An 18436-nucleotide genomic window follows, 5' to 3' on the forward strand; every position below is an offset into this window, starting at 1 on the left:
TTTGTACCAGGGATGATTGACTGCTAACTTATTGACCACCAACTTGCTCCTTCAGAGACGTAAAATGTTCAGCCGCGATTGGCTGCAGCGCGGGGCCCGGTGCGGAATCGGGCTCGCTAATACTTGATGTGCTGCGCTCAGCGGCGCGGCGCCCTCTACGGCGCAGCGCGCCGGCCAGCAGCGCCGCAATGGCCCAGCCAAACAGCAGCGGGTCGAGCAGGGCGTCCCACAGGTTGCCACTTGGCAGACGCAGCACCGAGAACAGGACGACCGCGCCCAGCACCGCTGCCGCACTCCCGCGCGCGTGATGCCGCACGATCGCCAGCGCACAGGCGCCGGCCAGGATGACCGCGACGAGCGGCGCCAGGACGCCGCCGAAACCGGCGTAATAGTAACCGCTCGTGAGAAAGCCGACTGCGTCGAGGTACAGCAGCGTCCCCGCCACGGCCAGCACGCCCGCCAGCGATGGCGGCATGGCCGCGCTGCGGCGGGCGTCGTTCCAGCGCTCCGTCAGGCGCACCAGGCAGCAGCCCACCAGCAGGCCGCTGGGATACTGGAACGCCAGACCCAGATACCAGGCGGGCGACAGGTTGCCGGGCAGCGCCATCAGGGCCAGTGCGCCGGCCAGGATCGCAGCGACTCCGGTGCGCGCGAGCGGCGCCGCGCCGCGCCACAGCGCGCAGACCACGGTGGCCACAACAATCGCCCAGCCAATGCGGCCGTACACGATCTGGCTTGCGAGATCCGGCAGTGTCATCTAGGTGGAACCTTCCGGTTGAATACGGTAGCGGTGGTGCGCAATCGCCTGGCGCTGCCAGGTGTAGGTAATATGCAGTTCGTTGCCGACCTGCTGCATCGACGGGTACGAAAATTCGTCGCCGGCCGGCCCCTTGGCGATATCGGCGACCGTGCGCCAGCTGCGCATGTCGTCCGAGATCGACAGGCGCAGGATGCTGCGCGCCGATGCGCCGCCTTCGACGTGATTATGCAGCATCAGGAACTGGCCGCTGGAAAGGCGTATTGCGGCGACCGACGTGCTGTAGTTGGGCAGGTCGAGCGCCGGCAGATCGCGCCAGGTGGCGCCACCGTCGAGAGTCGCTGCATGCTGGACCAGTTGCTGCTCGCTGTCGTCGCGCATCAAGGCGCGCACTTCGTGCTTCGAGATGGCGACGAGGGCCGGCTGCAGCGTCGTGGTGCTGTTGCCGATGCGCGCCAGCGTGGTCGGGTTGCCGTCGGCGTCGAACGCCATCAGCATCGGGTACTTGTTGCCGATCTCGAAATACACGGGAAGCCACCAGCCGCCATCGCTCAGCATCAGCGGCGCGGTGCGCACCAGCGCGCTCGTATTGAACAGGGGCGAGGTTGGCAGGATGCGGCGCACGTGGAAGGTGGCGCCCTGGTCGTTCGACACCAGGTGCGCGATGCGCGCGGCGGCCCAGCCGCCCAGGCCCGTGGCCACCACGTACAGGTGGATCTTGCCGGTGCGGTCGGTCCAGGCGACAGGATTGCCGATGCGGCGCACGCCGAAACCCAGTTCGGCGCCCAGCGTATCGCGGCTGGCAACCATCCTTGGCGCGCTCCATGCACCATGGGCCCAGGTCGAGGCAAAGACTTTGACATCCGGGCCGCTCTCACGGCTGCCGGCCCACCAGAACGCGAGCATGCGATTGCCTGGCAGGGCGGCGAGCGTGCTGGCGTGGGCCGATGGCATGCCACGCGGCGCGGGGATGTGGGCGTGCGAGAGTTCGGTGAGCGTCACGCGACCCGGGCTGGTCGTGGTCACGGTGGGTACAGTCGGCACGGCAGCTGCCATGGCGGCGGCGCCAGACGCGCCGCGCCAGCGCAGCGCCTCCGCCGCGATCACGAGCACCAGCACGGCAAGCAGCAGGCCGCCGAGAAGGATCGCATGATGTCTAGGCGGCCGGGGGATCGCGGACTTCTCCATTCGCTTCCAGTCGAAGAACCCGGCAAGTGCGTTGCGCACGGGGTTCGGGCAATGAATTTTTCACCGGTGCTGTCATGCCAATGTCGCGGCCGGCAGCGTACGATCGTGACCGGGAAAAGGCGCTATCCTACCGTAAAGCAGCGAGAAAGAACATTGGCCGCTGATAAAAGACGCGTCATTACGCGCCGAAGCGACGCGGCGATTCGCATCCCACGCGCCGTCGGCAACGCGGCCTGAACACCGCCTATACTGGCTTTTTTGACGCCTCTAGCATTGCCGCATGCGCACCATACTGACTCCCTTGCTGTCTGCTTCCGTCCTTGCATGCGCGCTGTTTGCGAGCGGTTGCGCGCACCGCAATCCGTATTACGACGCCGCCAGATCCCATCATCGGGTCGAAGGTTTTGCGAACAATTATCCCTCCAACCCTGCGTATCAACGGCCGCCGCGCGGTTTCTTTGAAGGCTGGGCGGCGCGGATCGCCAACTGGACCGAGGACGAGTCGGTGCGTGCGCCGCTGGCGCCGATCGCGCCGGTGGCGCCCGACCTGGCCTTCATTCATGCCAACCGCAGCGAGCCGGCGCTGACCTGGATCGGCCACGCGACGTTCCTGTTCCAGAGCGGGACCGGCGTGAATATCCTGACCGACCCCGTGTTCGACGAGCGTGCCTCGCCGCTGCCGTTCGCGGGACCCAAACGCCATCAGGCGCCGGGTGTGGCACTGGCCGACTTGCCACGCATCGACGTCGTCCTGCTCAGTCACTCGCATTACGATCACTTGTCGAAAGCGTCGCTGCGCGCGCTGTACCGCCAGCCGGGCGGGCCGCCGCTGCTGGTGGCGCCGCTGGGCGTGGACGTCTGGCTCGCGAAGAACGTGACGGGCGGCGACCGCTCGCGCATCGTCAAGCTCGACTGGTGGGAAAAGACGGTGTACCGGGGACTGGAATTGCACCTGCTGCCGGTGCACCACTGGTCGGCCCGCTCGCTGTGGGACCGCAATGCGACGTTATGGGGCGGCTTTGCGGTCACGCGTCCCGGGTTTGCGTTCTTCTTCTCGGGTGACCTGGGCTATTCGAAGGACATCGGCGACATCGCCGCGCGCTTCGATGGCTTCGACCTGGCGGCCATCGGCATCGGGGCCTACCAGCCGCTGTGGTACCGCAATTCGCATGTGAGTCCCGATGAGGCGGTGCGGATCCACCGCGAGCTGCGCGTCAAGCGCAGTGTGGGCATGCACTGGGGGACCTACCCGATGGGGCAGGAGCGCCTTGACCAGGCGCCGCGCGACCTGGCGCTGGCGCGTGCGGCGCAGGGCGTGGCGGACGATGCGTTCTTCGTGATGCGGCATGGGCAAACGTACAAGCCGCCCATCGCGCCATAAGTGGCGGCGGGGTGCTCGTGCGCCCAGGTCAAGGCTGGGCGCGCAGGGTCAGCTTGACGATCTCGCCCGGTTGCCAGAGCCGCATGCGTGGCCCCCAGCCGCCGGCGCCGCGGCTGACCACCAACTGCATGTGGCCGATGCGGTACCAGCCCACCAGGTAGGGGAACTCGCGCTGGGCGAGATAGGTGAATGGCCAGACCTGGCCGCCGTGGGTGTGCCCGGAGAGCATCAGGTCGATGTTCTTTTGCGCGGCGCGCTCAATCAGTGCAGGGTCGGGGATGTGCGAGAGCAGGATCGTCGCGCCGTCCAGCCGTTTGGGGAGCATGCGTTCGAGGCCGGCATTCACGTCGCGTCCACCACGTCGGGCGCGCCCGATATCGTCCAGGCCAGCCAGGTGCAGGCCCGGTGCGATTTCGACGTGCTGGTCGCGCAGCCACTTGACGCCGCCGGCCGCGAACTCGTGAATCGTCCCGCCGGCGTCGCCATAGTATTCATGGTTGCCGGTGATGGCCCAGACACCCATGGCGGGCCGCAGGCGCTTGAGGACAGGTGCAAGCTGGGCGTCGTTGATCGGCTCGTCTTCAACCTGGTCGCCCAGCATCACGACGGCATCCGGATCGAGGGCATTGATCTGGTCAACCCGCGCGCCCAGCCATTCCGCGCGGCGCTGGGCCCCGAGGTGCGTATCGCTGATCGCCACCAGCACGGTGCCGTCGAGCGCCTTGGGCAGGCCGGGCAGCGTGACTTCCTGCTCAACGATGGCCGGGGCGCGCATCGCCTGGAAGATCGCGAAACCGCTGACCGAGACGCCCGCGATCGCGCCAAGGGCCAGAATGCGCGGCGCCCAGGTGCGCAGCCAGAAGCCGAAGCCCGTGATCACATCGGCCAGCAGCAGATATTGCGTCATGCAGAACAGCACGCCCAGCCACGTCATCGAGAACTGCCCCGGCCACCAGCGCCAGTCGAGCGCCGCATCCCCGAGCTGCACGCCCCACAGATAGAACGCCCACAGCGCCACGGCGCCCACCCACCAGACCCGCGCCGGCACGCGCGCACGAACCGGCCCCAGCGCATACAGGCGATGCGCCACATAAAAATGCATCAGCGAGCCAACGAAATTGATAATGATCGAAAACATGCATGCTCCCGCCAGCAGCCAGCCAGCGCACAGGGAATGAGGGGGGCAACGGACAAACCGGCTCATCATAGCGAACACGCCAGGATCATGTCGCCTGTAAGTATCCCGCCCGCAAATAGTTATCAAACAATTCGACTCTGACCCTAATTGTTACGTTTGCTGCAGAGTCCGCCTGACAATTAGGGTCAGAGTCGAATTATTGGGCAATTGCCTCAATTCGACCGACCTGCAATTGGGGTCAGAGTCGAATTGTTTTGCAATTGCTCAGGGGCTTGGCCTGTACTGTCAGGCGGATTCGGCGTGCTCGACCAGGAGCTGGACTTTGGTGACGCCGTTGTATTCGTTGGCGTCGAGGCGGAAGGCGACGCGGGCGCGGTCGCTCAGGCTGTCGGTGTGGCCGAACCAGATGGCGTCGTAGCGGCGCCCGTTCTTTTCCAGCTGCAGCTTCAGGTGGCGCTCCTTCAGGATGCGCTGGCTGACCACGCGGAATTCATCGCAGAATACCGGCGGCGCGAAGCCCTGGCCCCAGACCTGGCCGTCCATCAGTTCGATGAACTGGGTCGAGTAGAACTCGTCCTCGAGCGGCCCGTCGGTTTCGATGATGCGTTCGAGCTGCGCATCCGTCAGCCAGGCCTGACCGACGGCTTCGAAGGCCTGGCAGAAGGTGTCGAAATTGTCGTGGCGCAGCGAGAGGCCGGCGGCCATGGCGTGGCCGCCGAACTTGTCGATCAGGCCCGGCACGCGCTTGGACACCAGGTCCAGCGCATCGCGCAAGTGAAAGCCCGGAATTGAGCGGCCCGAGCCCTTGATCATGCCGTCGCCCGCTGGTGCGAAGGTGAATGTCGGGCGGTAGAATTTTTCTTTCAGGCGTGAGGCAACGATGCCGATCACGCCCTGGTGCCAGCCTTCGTCGAACACGGTGATCGTGCTGGCGCCGGTCGGCTCGAACGTATCCAGGTGCAGCAGCGCGGTGTCCTGCATCTCGGCTTCGATTTCGCGGCGCTTGAGGTTGATCTCATTGAGTTGCTGGGCGATGGCCCAGGCGCGGCCTTCGTCGTCGGTGGTCAGGCATTCGATGCCGAGCGCCATGTCCTGCAGGCGCCCGGCGGCGTTCAAGCGCGGGCCGACGGCAAAGCCCAGGTCAAACGGCGTGGCGCACCGCGCTTCACGCCCGGCCACCCGGAACAGCGCCGCCACGCCGGCATGCATGCGGCCCGCGCGCATTCGCTTCAAGCCCTGTGCGACGAGGATGCGGTTGTTGGCGTCGAGCTTGACGACGTCGGCCACCGTGCCCAGCGCGACCAGGTCGAGCAGGCTGTCGAGCTTGGGCTGCGTTTGTGCGTCGAACACGCCGCGCCGGCGCAGTTCGGCGCGCAGGGCCAGCAGCACGTAGAACACCACGCCCACGCCGGCCAGGTTCTTGCTCGGAAAGCCGCACTCGGGCTGGTTCGGATTGACGATCACGCGCGCCGCCGGCAACACATCCCCTGGCAAGTGGTGGTCGGTGACGACGACGTCGATGCCCAACCCATTTGCCGCGAGTACGCCGTCGACGCTGGCGATGCCGTTGTCGACCGTGACGATGATGTCGGGCGCCTTTTCGCGCGCGGTGAGCGCCACGATTTCGGGCGTGAGGCCATAGCCGTATTCGAAGCGGTTCGGTACGATGTAGTCGACCTGCGCCCCCATCGCGCGCAAGCCGCGCAGCGCGACGGCGCAGGCGGTGGCGCCGTCGCAATCGTAGTCGGCGACGATCGTCATGCGCTTGCCGGCGCCGATGGCGTCCGCCAGGAACGCGGCCGCGGCGTCGATGTGCTTCAGGCCGGACGGCGGCGACAGGGCTGCCAGCTCGCTCGAAAGCTCACGCGCGTCGAGCAGGCCGCGCGACGCGTAGATGCGGGCCAATACAGGGTGCACGCCATCCTGGCGCAGCAGTTCGGAGGTGCGGAACGGGCAGGGACGGGTGGAAAGTCGTGTCTTCAGGGTCAATGTCTGTCTCGGTCGAGTTGTTTCAGTGCGCTCACCAGTGTTCTCATTTCAGTGCGTCGAGCGTCGGGCTGCGCCAGAATTTGCGCTGCGCCAGCGCGCCCGTCGTCGTCTCGAGCAGGCCTTCGCGGCTGCTCAGCACCAGCGTCAGCTTGCTCACGCGGCCCGCCTTGACGGCAGCCAGCAGCGGCGCGAACAGTGTTTCTTCCAGTTGCCCCATCACCTGCAGCCAGACGCCCCAGTCGGCGGCCTGCGCCGCTTCGGCCAGCGGACCAACGACCAGCGTGCGGTCGGTCGACAGCAGATCGGCCAGCCGCTCGAGCGTGTCGAGCCGTTGATCGCCGAGCGCCCCCAGCCAGCCCGGCACCGCAATACTGGCCAGCGGCTGCATCGGTGCGGGCGCCGTCCGGCCCGCGCCCCACATCCAGAACGCGTTCACGATCGGCAGCCGCCGCATTTCGCGCGCGGCGTTCACCGGATGCGCATGCCACGCCATCTGCACTTCGTTCTGCAGGCGCCGGTAGGCCAGCGCCGGCTGACCTTTTGGCATGAAATCCGTCAGATCCATATTGACGACCGTGTCCGGGGTGGCGGTCTCGAAACCCGTCCAGTCGTCCGCGCGCAGGAACCACGTCTGCGCATCGCCGTAGCGCAGCGCGTGGCCAATGCTTTCGCAGAGTTCGGCAGCCGTCGCGAACAGCGCGCGGCTGTCGTCATCGGCCAGCGGTACCTGGCGGGTATCGGCCATCGTCAGGTGCGTGCGGGCGATCTGGATGTGACCGGGACTGACGATGTACCAGTTGCCGCCATCGGACTCCAGCCCGAAGCCGCGCATGGCGGCAACGGCCACGTCAACCCGGCCCGCGGCGCCCAGACCGAGCGCGCGCGCCAGCCAGGTTTCGTGGGGCAGGGCATGGGTATGTTCGGCCGTGCGCGTGCGGGTGGCGCTCGACGTGCGTGAGAGCAGCAGCGCCAGCGCCGGCGTGTTCATCGCGCGGATCAGGTCGGGAGCAAATTCGGGAAGCGGCAGAGCGAACGGCAGGACGAGCGTAATATGAGCCATCCCGCTATTCTAGGGCAAATCGTCGCCGCCAGCGGATCACGATCCCGATTCTCGAACCGCATGCCTGCTGGAATGCCCTAGTGAGTTTTTGATAATTGCGCCACAATCCCGGTTTGTCTGGCAAACTGCCGGGCTGATGCAGCCCGGCGCTGCGCTATTAATAAAAAAACACAGCGGATCGGTCGACACGGACAGCATGAGCATCACCCACAAACTCCCCTACGAATGGCAGATCGGCCTGCGCTACACGCGCGCCGGCAAGCGCAGCGGCCGCAACAGCTTTATCTCCTTCATTTCGATGGCCTCGGTGGCCGGCATCGCCCTGGGCGTGGCCGCGCTGATCGTCGTGCTGTCCGTGATGAATGGCTTCCAGAAGGAAGTCACCAACCGCATGCTGTCGATGCTGGCGCACGTCGAGATTTTTGACAGCCGCGGCGCGCTGCTCGACTGGCGCGCCACCAGCCTGCAAGCGCTGCGCAACCCGCAGGTCAAGGCCGCCGCGCCGTTCATCGACGCGCAATCGATGCTGCTGGTCGACGGCGTCATGAAGCCCGCGCTGCTGCGCGGCGTGGCGCCCGTCGAAGAAGCGCAGGTATCGGACATCACGCGCCAGATGAAGGCCGGCAGCTTTGCATCGCTGCGCGCCGGTTCGTTCAACGTGGTGCTGGGCCGCGCGCTAGCCAAATCGCTGGGCGTCGATGTGGGCGACCGCGTCACGCTGCTCGTGGCCAGCAGCGGGATCCTGGGCGGCGCCAGCACGCCAGGCGAGAACCCGCTGCCGCGCACGCGCGCGCTGACTGTGTCCGGCATTTTCGAGGCCGGCCACTTCGAGTTCGATTCCACGCTCGCCCTGATCAATATCGACGACGCCCAGGTGGCCACGGGCGCCACGGCGCCGGCCGGCATCCGCCTGCGCCTGCAAGACCTGCACCAGGCGCCACGCGTGGCCTACGAACTGCAAACGTCGATGCCGGGCGAATTGATCATGCGCGACTGGACCAAGGTCAACACCGTCTGGTTCGCCGCCGTGCAATCGCAAAAGAACATGATGTTCATTATCCTGACGATGATCGTGGCGGTGGCCGCGTTCAACCTCGTCTCGACGCTCGTCATGACCGTCAAGGACAAGCAGTCCGACATCGCAATCCTGCGCACGCTGGGCGCCTCGCCGCGCGCGATCATGAAAATCTTCATGGTGCAGGGTACGCTGGTCGGCCTGCTGGGCGGCCTGCTCGGTGTGGGGCTGGGCGTGCTGGTGGCGCTCAATGTCGACGTCATCGTGCCGGCCATCGAGCGCATCTCGGGCGTGCATTTCCTGTCGCAAGAGGTGTATCTGATCAGCGAGATGCCGTCTGAGCTGCTGTGGGCCGACGTCGGCTGGATCGGCGGCGTGGCCGTGCTGCTGTCGTTCCTGGCCACGATCTACCCAAGCTGGGCCGCCTCGCGCGTGAAACCGGCAGAGGCACTGCGCTATGAGTAACCGTGCCTGTGTCGTCCGCCCCGATTCCAATCTGAAGCACGAGAATTCATGAGCATCATCCACAAACTGCCGTACGAGTGGCAGGTCGGCCTGCGCTATACGCGCGCTGGCAAGAGCAGCGGTCGTAGCAGCTTCATTTCGTTCATCTCGCTCATTTCCGTGGCCGGCATCGCGCTCGGCGTGGCAGCGCTGATCATCGTGCTGTCGGTGATGAACGGCTTCCAGAAGCAGGTCACCGATCGCATGCTGTCGGTGCTGGCCCACATCGAGGTATTCGATGCGTCGGGCAGCATGCCGGACTGGCAGGCCAGGGCCAAGGAAGCGGCGCAGAATCCAGCGGTACTGGGCTCGGCGCCGTTCGTCGAGACCCAGGGCCTCCTGGTGCGCGACGGGATCATGCGCCCGTCGATCGTGCGCGGCGTGCTGCCGGGCGTCGAAGACAATGTGTCGACGGTAGCAAAGCAGATCCGCGCCGGCAGCTTCGATGCCTTGAAGCCCGGCAGCTTCAATATCGTGCTCGGTTACGCACTGGCGCGCGCGCTGGGCGTGGGCATGGGCGACAAGGTCACGATGGTGCTGGCCCAGGGCCAGGTCACGCCGGCGGGCATGGTGCCGCGCACGCGCAGCTTCACGGTGGCCGGCATCTTCGAGGCCGGCCACTTCGATTTCGATGCGGCGCTGTCGTTCGTGCACATCGAGGATGCGCAACGCCTCGAACGCCAGCAGGCGCCATCGGGCCTGCGCCTGCGCATCGCGAACATGCGCGAAGCGCCGCAGGTCGCGGCCGAATTGAAGGCCTCGATGAAAGGCGACCTGGTCGTGCGCGACTGGCCCAAGCTCAACGCCAACTGGTACGCTGCGGTGCAGACCGAAAAAAAGATGATGTTCATTATTCTGACGCTGATCATCGCGGTGGCTGCCTTCAACCTGGTCTCGAGCCTGGTGATGACGGTGACCGAGAAGCAGGCCGACATCGCAATCCTGCGCACGCTGGGCGCCTCGCCCGGCTCGATCATGAAAATCTTCATGGTGCAGGGTGCAGTCGTCGGCGTGCTCGGCACGCTCGCGGGCGTGGCCATGGGCGTGGGCGTGAGCAAGAATATCGGTGTCATCGTCCCGTTCATCGAACGTTTGCTGGGCGTGGAGTTCTTGTCCAAGGATATCTATTTGATCAGTACCGTGCCGTCCGAGCTGTACACGCCGGACGTCGTCACCATCGGCATCGTGTCGGTGGTGCTGGCCTTTGCGGCCACGATCTACCCAAGCTGGGCCGCCTCGCGGGTGAAACCGGCGGAGGCGCTGCGCTATGAATAATGTGAAGAGTAATGAGATGAACGCTGCGATGAACGACGTGAATAAAACGAACGACGCACCCGTGCTGGCCTGCCGTGGCCTGGGCAAGACCTTCAACCAGGGCGACGCCATCGTGCGCGTCATCGACGGCATCGACTTTGCCGTGTATCGCGGCGAGCGCGTGGCAATTGTCGGCGCGTCCGGTTCGGGCAAGTCGACGCTGCTGCACCTGCTCGGCGGCCTGGATACGCCGAGCAGCGGCACCGTAAGCCTGCGCGGCGAGGATTTTGCGAGCCTGTCCGAATCGCGCCGCGGCGAACTGCGCAACACGGCGCTCGGCTTTGTGTACCAGTTCCACCACCTGCTGCCCGAATTCACGGCGCTCGACAACGTCATGATGCCGCTCCTGATCCGCCGCATGCCGCGCGCCGAGGCGCTGACGCTGGCGCAGGCAATCCTCGAGCGCGTGGGCCTGGGCAAACGCGTCATGCACCGCCCGGGTGAATTGTCCGGCGGCGAGCGCCAACGGGTCGCGCTGGCGCGCGCGCTGGTCACGCAACCGGCCTGCGTGCTGGCCGATGAACCGACCGGCAACCTCGATCACACGACTGCGCAGATCATCTTCGACCTGATGCTCGAACTGTCGCGCACCCTCGGCACCGCGTTCGTGATTGTCACGCACGACATGGAACTGGCGCGCCGCTGCGACCGCGTGCTGCGCATGACCGAGCACGGGTTGCAGGCAGCGGAGGGCTGACGCCATGTGGATCGATACGCACGTTCACCTCGATGCCCGCGAATACGGCGGCGATGGCGCCGGCGTGGCGCGCCGGGCCGAAGCGGCTGGCGTCTCGATGATCGTCATCATGGCGGTCGAGCGGGGCAATTTCGATACCGTCGCGGCCCTGGCTGCGGGCAGCCCGAACGCCTGCTACGCGCTGGGCATCCACCCGATGTGCGTGCCGCAGGCACACGACGACGACCTGGCATACTTGCGCACACGCGTCGAAACGGCGATGGACGATCCGCGTTTTGTCGGCATCGGTGAAATCGGCCTGGATTTCTTTATCCCCGAACTCACCACGCCCGAAATGCGCGAGAAGCAGGCGCGGTTCTTCCGCGAACAGTTGCGCATCGCGCGCGACTTCGGCTTGCCAGTAATGACGCATGTGCGCCGCTCGCAGGACCAGGTGCTCAAGCACCTGCGCCAGATCCGCCCGCCGAGCGGCATCGCGCATGCGTTCAATGGCAGCTTCCAGCAGGCGCAGAATTTCATCGACCTCGGGCTGCACCTGGGCTTCGGCGGCAACCTGACGTTTACCCGCGCGCTGCAGATCCGGCGCCTGGCCACCGAGTTGCCGCTCGACTGGATCGTGCTGGAAACCGACTCACCCGACATCGCCCCCAGCTGGATACATCCGGGCCGCAACAGCCCCGAGAACCTGCCAGGCGTTGGCGCGGCGTTGGCCGAATTGCGCGGCGTGGACACGGATGTCGTGCGCATCGCTGCCCATCGCGCCTCGCTGGCCGCCATTCCGCGCCTGGCCGGCTTGTGCGCCGCCGTCTAGTCAGCGAGCCCGGCGAAGTTCCCGAAACGGCGTCTGGCATTTCTGACACCTGACAAAACGCCATCAGTATGGCGTGCCAAGATGTGCTTCCCCGACGAGCGCATTGCATGGACAGGAGATTCACGTGGACAACGCCAGCGAATTCCTGCGCATGCTTCAGAACGACCGTTCGCTATCGGGGGCGCACCGGCCCATCCGGCTGCGTCTCGGCCACGTTGATCATCCACTTGCCACCGTCCTGTTGCCGCAGCGTGTTACGGGCAGCGAAGCCATTTGCGGCGGCCTCGAGTACACCGTCACCTGCGTCGCGTCCACCCCGCGCCTGCCGCTCAAGGAACTGATCGCGCTGCCGGCCGAGATCGGGCTCGTCACCGATCGTGGCGGCTTGCGCGGCGTGTGCGGCATCGTGGCCGAAGCACGCGCCGGCGATTTCGACGGCGGCCTGGGTGTGTACCAGCTGGTGATCCGCGACGCGCTGGCGATCATGGAAAAGCGTATCAACAGCCGCGTATTTCGCTACCAGAACGAACTCGAGATCGTGCAGGTGCTGTTCGACGAATGGCGCCTGTCGAACAGCGTGCTGGCCAGCGCCTTCGACTACGAACTCGATCCGCTGTTCGACCCGCGCCAGTTTCCGCCGCGCGAGCAGACCATGCAATACAACGAGTCCGACGCCGCGTTCGTGCGCCGCCTGCTGCGCCGGCGTGGCGTGGCCTGGACCTTCCGCCCCGGCCACGCGCGTACCAGGGCGACGGCCAGCGAACGCGACACATCGCCCGCCCACACGCTGGTGCTGTTCAACGATGCCAACACGCTGCCCCGTAACAGCGCCGGCGCCGTGCGCTACCACCAGGGCGGCGCCAGCGAAGAGCGCGACACGATCGTCTCGTGGTGCGCCGCGCGCCGCCTGCAGGCCGGCAGCACGACGCGGCACAGCTGGGATTATCGCAATCCACTGGGCACCAGCTTCATGACGGCCACTGCGCGCGGCATGGCCGACCAGGGTCCCAGCGGCAACGGGCTGGCCGCCAGCCTGGACGACTACCAGGTCGAGATGCCCCATGCCGGCAATGACGTCGAAGACCACTGGCGCCTGGGCCAGCTGCGCATGAACCGGCACGAGCTGGACACCAAGTGCTTTCATGGCGCGGGCACCGTGCGCGACCTGCGCGCCGGCGAGTGGTTCACCCTTAGCGGCCATCCCGAGATCGACACACACCCGGCCGCCGAACGCGACTTCGTCATCACCGCATTGCAGGTCGAGGCCGAGAACAACCTGCCGGCTGACGTTGCGCAGCGCGTCCGGCGGCTGATGGGCACGGCGCTGTCCGGCGCCGATGGCGCGTTTGCGGCGTCGGTGCTTGGGCCCGCACCGGCGCACGCGCCCGCATCTTCGCTTGCATCCGGCGCCATGCGGGTACGTGTCACCTTCGACGCCGTGCGGCGCGGCATCCCGCTCGCCCCCGGTTTCGATCCGCGCACCGACCTGCCGCATCCGCAGCTGCAAAGCGCCATCGTGACCGGTCCGCCCGGCGAAGAAGTTCATTGCGATGCGCTGGGCCGCGTCAAGATCCGCTTTCCCGGCATGCGTACGGACGACCATCGGCATGCACACGGGGCGGGGGCGTCCGGTACGCCCGCAGACTCGGCCTGGGTGCGCGTCGCATCCAACTGGGCCGGGGCGGGCGCTAGCAGCCAGCAGCAATCGGGCACGCTCGGGATGCCACGCGTGGGCACCGAGGTCCTGGTGGCGTTCATGGGCGGCGATCCTGACCGGCCCGTGATCCTGTCGCAGTTGTACAACGAGCGTTCGCAGCCCCCGGCGCTCAGCCGCGCGGGTGGCTTGCCGGGCAACCGCTACCTGGCCGGCATGCGCAGCCGCGAAATTGGCGGCGCGCGCGGCGGTCAGTTGCTGTTTGACGATACACCGGGCCAGATCGGCGTGCAGCTGGCCAGCGACCACGCGGCTGCCGAACTCAATCTGGGCTGGCTGTCCGACCCGCGCTCGAATGGCACCGCCGATGCCCGCGGTGAAGGCGCCGAACTGCGCAGCAGCAAGGCCGTTGCCGTGCGCGGCGGCGAAGGCATCCTGCTCAGTGCCGGTGGCAGCGACGCCCATGGTGGCGCCCAGCTCGAACGCGGCGCGCTGGTCGGCATTGCCGAGGTGATGCACGGCGTGCTCGATGAACTGGGCCGGCTGGCGGGCGCGCACGGCGAAGAGCATGCGGCCAGCCCCCGCCTGGCCGAGCTCACCGAGCGCCTGCGCCGCTGGCATGACGGTTCCAACTTGGCCCCGGGCCTGGCGCAGGGCGGCGCGCCGATGGTGGCCGTGAGCGCGCCGGCCGGGGTGGTGCTGGCCAGCGACGACGCCATCGCGCTGGGCGCGCGCACCAAAATCGACATCGTGTCCACCGGCGACACCGAACTGGCGGCCGGACGCAGCTTGTTTTTGCGGGCATCGCGCGCGCTCAGTCTGTTCGCGTATGACCTTGGCATGAAGCTGATCGCGGCGCGGGGCGACATCGTCGTCGAAACGCACAAGGGCGATATCGAGATCAAGTCATCCAACCGGATTCGCCTGATCGCCGCCACTGGCATCGAGCTCGAAGCGCCGTCGGTCAAAGTGGTGTCGCAGGGAACGCAAACCGACTGGCACGGCGGCGCGATCACGCACCAGAGCAGCGGCAACCACGTCATCAAGGCCGCCAGCGTCGACTACCTGACGGGCGGTGGCGGCATGCCGGCCGGCCTGCAACTGCCGGTCACTGCCCTCGAAACCGATGAGCGCGTGGTGGTGATCGACCGCCAGACCAATCTGCCGGCCAGGGGGCAGCGCTATATCGCGCAGCACGAGGACGGCACCAGCATCGAAGGCATCACCGACGATGAAGGCCGCACGGGCATCCTGCACAGCTACGCCATGGGCGACATCGAAATCCGCCTGCTGGCCGATGACCAGTCCAGCGATCCGACGCCCACCAGCACGGACAGAGCATGAGCGAGCCAACCCGGCCCATTCACCAGCCCACCGTCGAGCGCGACGGCAGCCTGGTGGCCCACACGGTCGCCACGCCAGTTGCATTCAAGGTGCGCGCCCGCGTCACGATTGGATCACGCAAGGTCATTCCCGTCATTTTCGTGCCGGGCAGCATGGGCTCGAACCTGCGGGCGCGCGCCAATTTGAACAAGCGTGACGATGACGCGCTGCGCCCGGGCGAGCCCGCATGGCGCCCGCCGAATCACCTCGCCGGCAAATACCGCGAGGCCGACGTATGGGAAACGCGCGCGCCTGCACTGCGCCAGCGCATTCTCGATCCCGCTATCCTCGAGGTGGACCCTGACGGCGAACTCGACTTCCCGCTCTGCGGCCTGGAGGCTGACGTCATGCGCGAGCGGGGCTGGGGAGAAATCCACGCCGACTCGTACGGCGCGCTGCTGGTCGACCTGCAACGCAACCTGGACAAGACGTTCCAGCTCTCGCCCCAGGGTGCACGCCTGGTGCGCCTGCACTGGAAGCGGGTCATGCAGTGCGACCCCCAACGCTGGGGCGTGCGGCAGATCGAGCATGTCACCGAAGCCGAACTCGAACACTACGCCGGCTACCAGTATCCGGTGTATGCCTTCGGCTACAACTGGCTGGCGTCGTGCGACGTGGCGGCAAGAAGCCTGCGCGCGCGGATCGACGGAATACGCGCCTTCTGGACCGAGCGCAAGCATGCATGCCGCCACGTGATCCTGGTGACCCACTCGATGGGCGGGCTGGTCGCGCGTGCCTGCGCGCGCCTGAGCGAGGGCGCCGGTGGCGCCTCGGATATCGCCGGCATCGTGCACGCCGTGATGCCGGCGCTGGGCGCGCCCGTGGCCTACCGGCGTATGGCCTGCGGCACCGAGGCAGGCAATTTCACCAACGGGCCACTGGCCAATTTCGCCGCATCCGGGTTCGCCGATATCGCCGGTGACACGAGCGCCAAGACGATGCCGGTCATGGCGGTATCGCCCGGCCTGCTGCAACTGCTGCCGAATCATCTGTATCCGGCGCCGTGGCTGGTGATCAAAACGTTGCGCGGCGTGAGCGCGCATGAGGATATGCGCGACATGGTGTCGCTACCGGATGGCAATCCCTACGATATGTATCGGGACATGACGTCGTGGCACCGGATGATCGACCCGGGGTTGGCGGACCCGGCGCAGCGCTACGCCAAGCTGCATGGAGGCCCGGTCAAGAAAATTCTCGACGCCATCAACGAAGCGGAACGCTTTCACCGCCAGGTTCTGGGCGTCGAAGGCAAGGGCGGCAAGAGCACGCCGTACTATCACCGCCACTCTTACGCCTTTTACGGCGCGGACAAAACGCTGAAAGCGTACGGCAAGATTCGCTGGGTGGCGCGCATGCCCTCGACGTCGCCAGCAGTGCTCACGACCGCAAACGTGCGGGCGGCAAAGCTGGTCGCCGATGGTGGGAAAGGCAGTGCCGACACGCGCGAGGTGGAAACCGCGAACGGTGTCCGGCTGCGCTTTGTCTTGTGGCCGCAGGATGAACAAGGCGATGAAACCGTGCCGCTGCAATCCGGCGCAGGGGCCGCATCCCACGTGCGCGGCGCGTTCGCACCAACGGGTTTTCGGCACCAGGACAGTTTCCAGCACGAAGACATGCTGCTGCTGACGCGCCATCTCATCGTCAAGATCGTTCAGGAAGTCCGATGAAGCGGCTGAAGAGCCGCCATGTGCGTTGGGTCGGTATAGCGATGGCGTCAGCCCTGACGCTGGTGTCCTTTCTCGCGAACTCGTTCCAGACCGACGAGGATAGGCAAAAGGTGGCAAAGATGACCGGTACGATGAAGACCGTCTGCGTGGGCCGTTTCCTGATCGACCTTCCCGCCGAGGCGACGGTGCGTCTGCGACGTGGCTTCGTCGGCGGTTACGATGTCGCCAGCGACCGTGAAACGGACGACGACTTCACGGAACGTCTTGGCGCACTGGAGAACACGCTGCGTGACGGGAAAGACGAGTACGGCAAGTTGGAGTCGGCGAAGGACTTGCTGTCTGCGACGGGGCAGGGCAAGGTGTTCGTGCACAACCGGCGCCCGGCCCAGACCATCGAAAACGGTCACATTGTGGCCATTGAAGACGTGGACGTGCATGGCCTGCTGAGACTCCCCCACGTCAGCATCGATGCGCAGGCGCAGGGCATGGCGCCGGGCAGCGGGGACGGCCTGGCACGCGTGCTGCGCCGGTTTCGCGCGATGCAGCCCGGCGAGATTCCGCGCGAGCCAGGATTCTGCCTTGGCCACGCCATCGTGCTCGACCCATATGACGACGCGGACACGGAAAGCGTCGTGCTGTTCGCTGGCCTTCCGGGTCATCCTGACGTGAGTATCGTGCTTTCGTCGATGGCAGGGGTGACACCCGCCCCGCGCCTGCTCGAACGGCATGCGATCACGGTCGACCGCCGTCCGCTGTTCATGCAGCTTGCGTTCTCGCATCTGCGCGAAGCGGCGCGCGCCATCAATGGCCTCGATGGCGATGAACTGGTCATGCGGGTGCGCGAGCCCAATTTCACGACCGGCTATTCGTTTCAGTGGGAAATGCCCGGGCGCCAGGCGGATATCAACGCGCCGTTCATGACACTGGAACTGGCTGCCGGCACCAATCCGGCGGGTGGCGGCAAGCCGGTGCAGTCGACGTTGTCCGAGGGGGCGCTGATCGATCTGTGGGACCGGATCGCCGGCAGTCTTCGGCTACGGCCAACCGCAATCCAGGCGCCAGCGGTTGTCGAGCCGCCGGCCACTGCGCTCGGCGCCATCGCGCTCGCCGGTGACAGCTGTCCGCACACGGGCTGGTGGCAATGTACTGAGGTCAACGCCCGCGTGCGCGTCTACAACGGGCAACGCCAGTTCATCGCCGAAGGCAAGCGCATGCCCCAAGCGCTGCTGCTGCCGCAACCAACCGTCTGGCAGCGGGTCAGGGGTTTGCAGCCCAGCTATGAAAGCCGAAGCCCGACCCGCTGGCGCCTGGCGGACAAGCGTTACCGTCCGCGCGCCCCGGTTCAGATCATGCCAGCGCCTGCTGAGACCGGGTTAGCCATCCCGGGTCATGCAAGCCTCGGCCCCGTCCTTAAGCCTGACCTTGCCCCCGTCATTGCGCCTGATCTCGCGTCCGGTCTTGCGCCAGACCCGGACCTCATGCCCCACGGCGATGCCCTGATCGGCAGCGTCGCGCAGAGCAGTGCAGCCTGTCCGGCCAGCGGATGGTGGCGTTGTGACGACGACGAGGCGCTCGATGGCACGCGCTGGTTTGCTGCCGGCAGCCAGCTGCCACGTGCATCGTTCGGACAACGCGTTCGCCGGCACAGCAGCTGGACACTGGTGCGGCTTGCAAGCCAGCCTTGAGTGCGTCGATCCGATCCAGACAGCCGCTTGACGCGAACACACGAAGGAGATGTCATGGACGGACCAGTGACGCACCAGAAAGACTGGAAGGTCAGCCCGACCGCAGTGGCGACGGACAGGTTCGTCGTCGCTGCAATGCCGATCGGGCACAAGTCGGGCGTCAGCCGCCCGGCCGCCTGACCGACGCTCGTCC

The 18436-nt window shown here is 66.4% G+C and carries 14 protein-coding genes; 9 read left to right on the top strand and 5 right to left on the bottom strand.

Annotated features, from left to right (window positions below; all coding sequences use genetic code 11):
• Positions 1 to 28: 28 nt before the first annotated feature.
• Entirely contained in the window at positions 29 to 757 is a 729-nt protein-coding gene (locus ACZ0AJ_RS07245; RefSeq protein WP_499453518.1) for a hypothetical protein, read from the bottom strand.
• The gene (locus ACZ0AJ_RS07250; RefSeq protein ID WP_499454364.1) at positions 758 to 1984 is read right to left on the bottom strand and encodes a sialidase family protein; all 1227 of its coding nucleotides are present in this window, start codon (positions 1982 to 1984) and stop codon (positions 758 to 760) included. It lies immediately after the preceding gene.
• Between the two features lie 241 nt (positions 1985 to 2225).
• Between ACZ0AJ_RS07250 and ACZ0AJ_RS07255 the strand changes: the two genes are divergently transcribed.
• A complete protein-coding gene (locus tag ACZ0AJ_RS07255) occupies positions 2226 to 3326 on the top strand; it encodes an MBL fold metallo-hydrolase (RefSeq protein ID WP_499454366.1) in 1101 nt (366 codons plus the stop codon).
• 28 nt (positions 3327 to 3354) lie between these two features.
• Here ACZ0AJ_RS07255 and ACZ0AJ_RS07260 read toward each other — a convergent pair whose 3' ends face one another.
• From ACZ0AJ_RS07260 to ACZ0AJ_RS07270, 3 genes are all read right to left on the bottom strand, one after another.
• Positions 3355 to 4464: a metallophosphoesterase gene (locus ACZ0AJ_RS07260; protein WP_499453523.1), complete on the bottom strand. Its 1110-nt coding sequence runs from the start codon at positions 4462 to 4464 to the stop codon at positions 3355 to 3357.
• A gap of 285 nt (positions 4465 to 4749) precedes the next feature.
• Positions 4750 to 6453, bottom strand: coding sequence for a single-stranded-DNA-specific exonuclease RecJ (gene recJ, locus ACZ0AJ_RS07265; protein ID WP_183551880.1), 1704 nt, complete (start codon positions 6451 to 6453; stop codon positions 4750 to 4752).
• Between the two features lie 43 nt (positions 6454 to 6496).
• Complete coding sequence (locus ACZ0AJ_RS07270) at positions 6497 to 7513, bottom strand: hypothetical protein (protein WP_499453525.1); 1017 nt, start codon at positions 7511 to 7513, stop codon at positions 6497 to 6499.
• A gap of 196 nt (positions 7514 to 7709) precedes the next feature.
• Between ACZ0AJ_RS07270 and ACZ0AJ_RS07275 the strand changes: the two genes are divergently transcribed.
• From ACZ0AJ_RS07275 to ACZ0AJ_RS07310, 8 genes are all read left to right on the top strand, one after another.
• Complete coding sequence (locus ACZ0AJ_RS07275; RefSeq protein ID WP_499453527.1) at positions 7710 to 8993, top strand: lipoprotein-releasing ABC transporter permease subunit; 1284 nt, start codon at positions 7710 to 7712, stop codon at positions 8991 to 8993.
• 48 nt (positions 8994 to 9041) lie between these two features.
• Positions 9042 to 10307, top strand: coding sequence for a lipoprotein-releasing ABC transporter permease subunit (locus ACZ0AJ_RS07280; protein ID WP_332533639.1), 1266 nt, complete (start codon positions 9042 to 9044; stop codon positions 10305 to 10307).
• Between the two features lie 28 nt (positions 10308 to 10335).
• The gene (lolD, locus tag ACZ0AJ_RS07285; RefSeq protein ID WP_499456752.1) at positions 10336 to 11043 is read left to right on the top strand and encodes a lipoprotein-releasing ABC transporter ATP-binding protein LolD; all 708 of its coding nucleotides are present in this window, start codon (positions 10336 to 10338) and stop codon (positions 11041 to 11043) included.
• Positions 11044 to 11047: 4 nt separating this feature from the next.
• On the top strand, positions 11048 to 11854 hold the full coding sequence (locus tag ACZ0AJ_RS07290; protein ID WP_499453529.1) for a TatD family hydrolase: 807 nt from the start codon (positions 11048 to 11050) through the stop codon (positions 11852 to 11854).
• Positions 11855 to 11978: 124 nt separating this feature from the next.
• Complete coding sequence (locus ACZ0AJ_RS07295; protein ID WP_499454369.1) at positions 11979 to 14852, top strand: type VI secretion system Vgr family protein; 2874 nt, start codon at positions 11979 to 11981, stop codon at positions 14850 to 14852.
• Entirely contained in the window at positions 14849 to 16558 is a 1710-nt protein-coding gene (locus tag ACZ0AJ_RS07300) for an esterase/lipase family protein (protein ID WP_499454371.1), read from the top strand. The genes ACZ0AJ_RS07295 and ACZ0AJ_RS07300 overlap by 4 nt, the downstream gene beginning before the upstream one ends.
• Positions 16555 to 18243, top strand: a complete 1689-nt coding sequence (locus ACZ0AJ_RS07305) for a T6SS immunity protein Tli4 family protein (protein ID WP_499453535.1) — start codon at positions 16555 to 16557, stop codon at positions 18241 to 18243. Before ACZ0AJ_RS07300 ends, ACZ0AJ_RS07305 begins: the two co-directional genes overlap by 4 nt.
• A gap of 54 nt (positions 18244 to 18297) precedes the next feature.
• Positions 18298 to 18423 (top strand): hypothetical protein, encoded by a 126-nt coding sequence (locus ACZ0AJ_RS07310; RefSeq protein ID WP_499453537.1) that lies wholly within the window; start codon positions 18298 to 18300, stop codon positions 18421 to 18423.
• Positions 18424 to 18436 lie beyond the last annotated feature (13 nt).

It is taken from the genome of Telluria sp. AC161 (assembly GCF_979258535.1).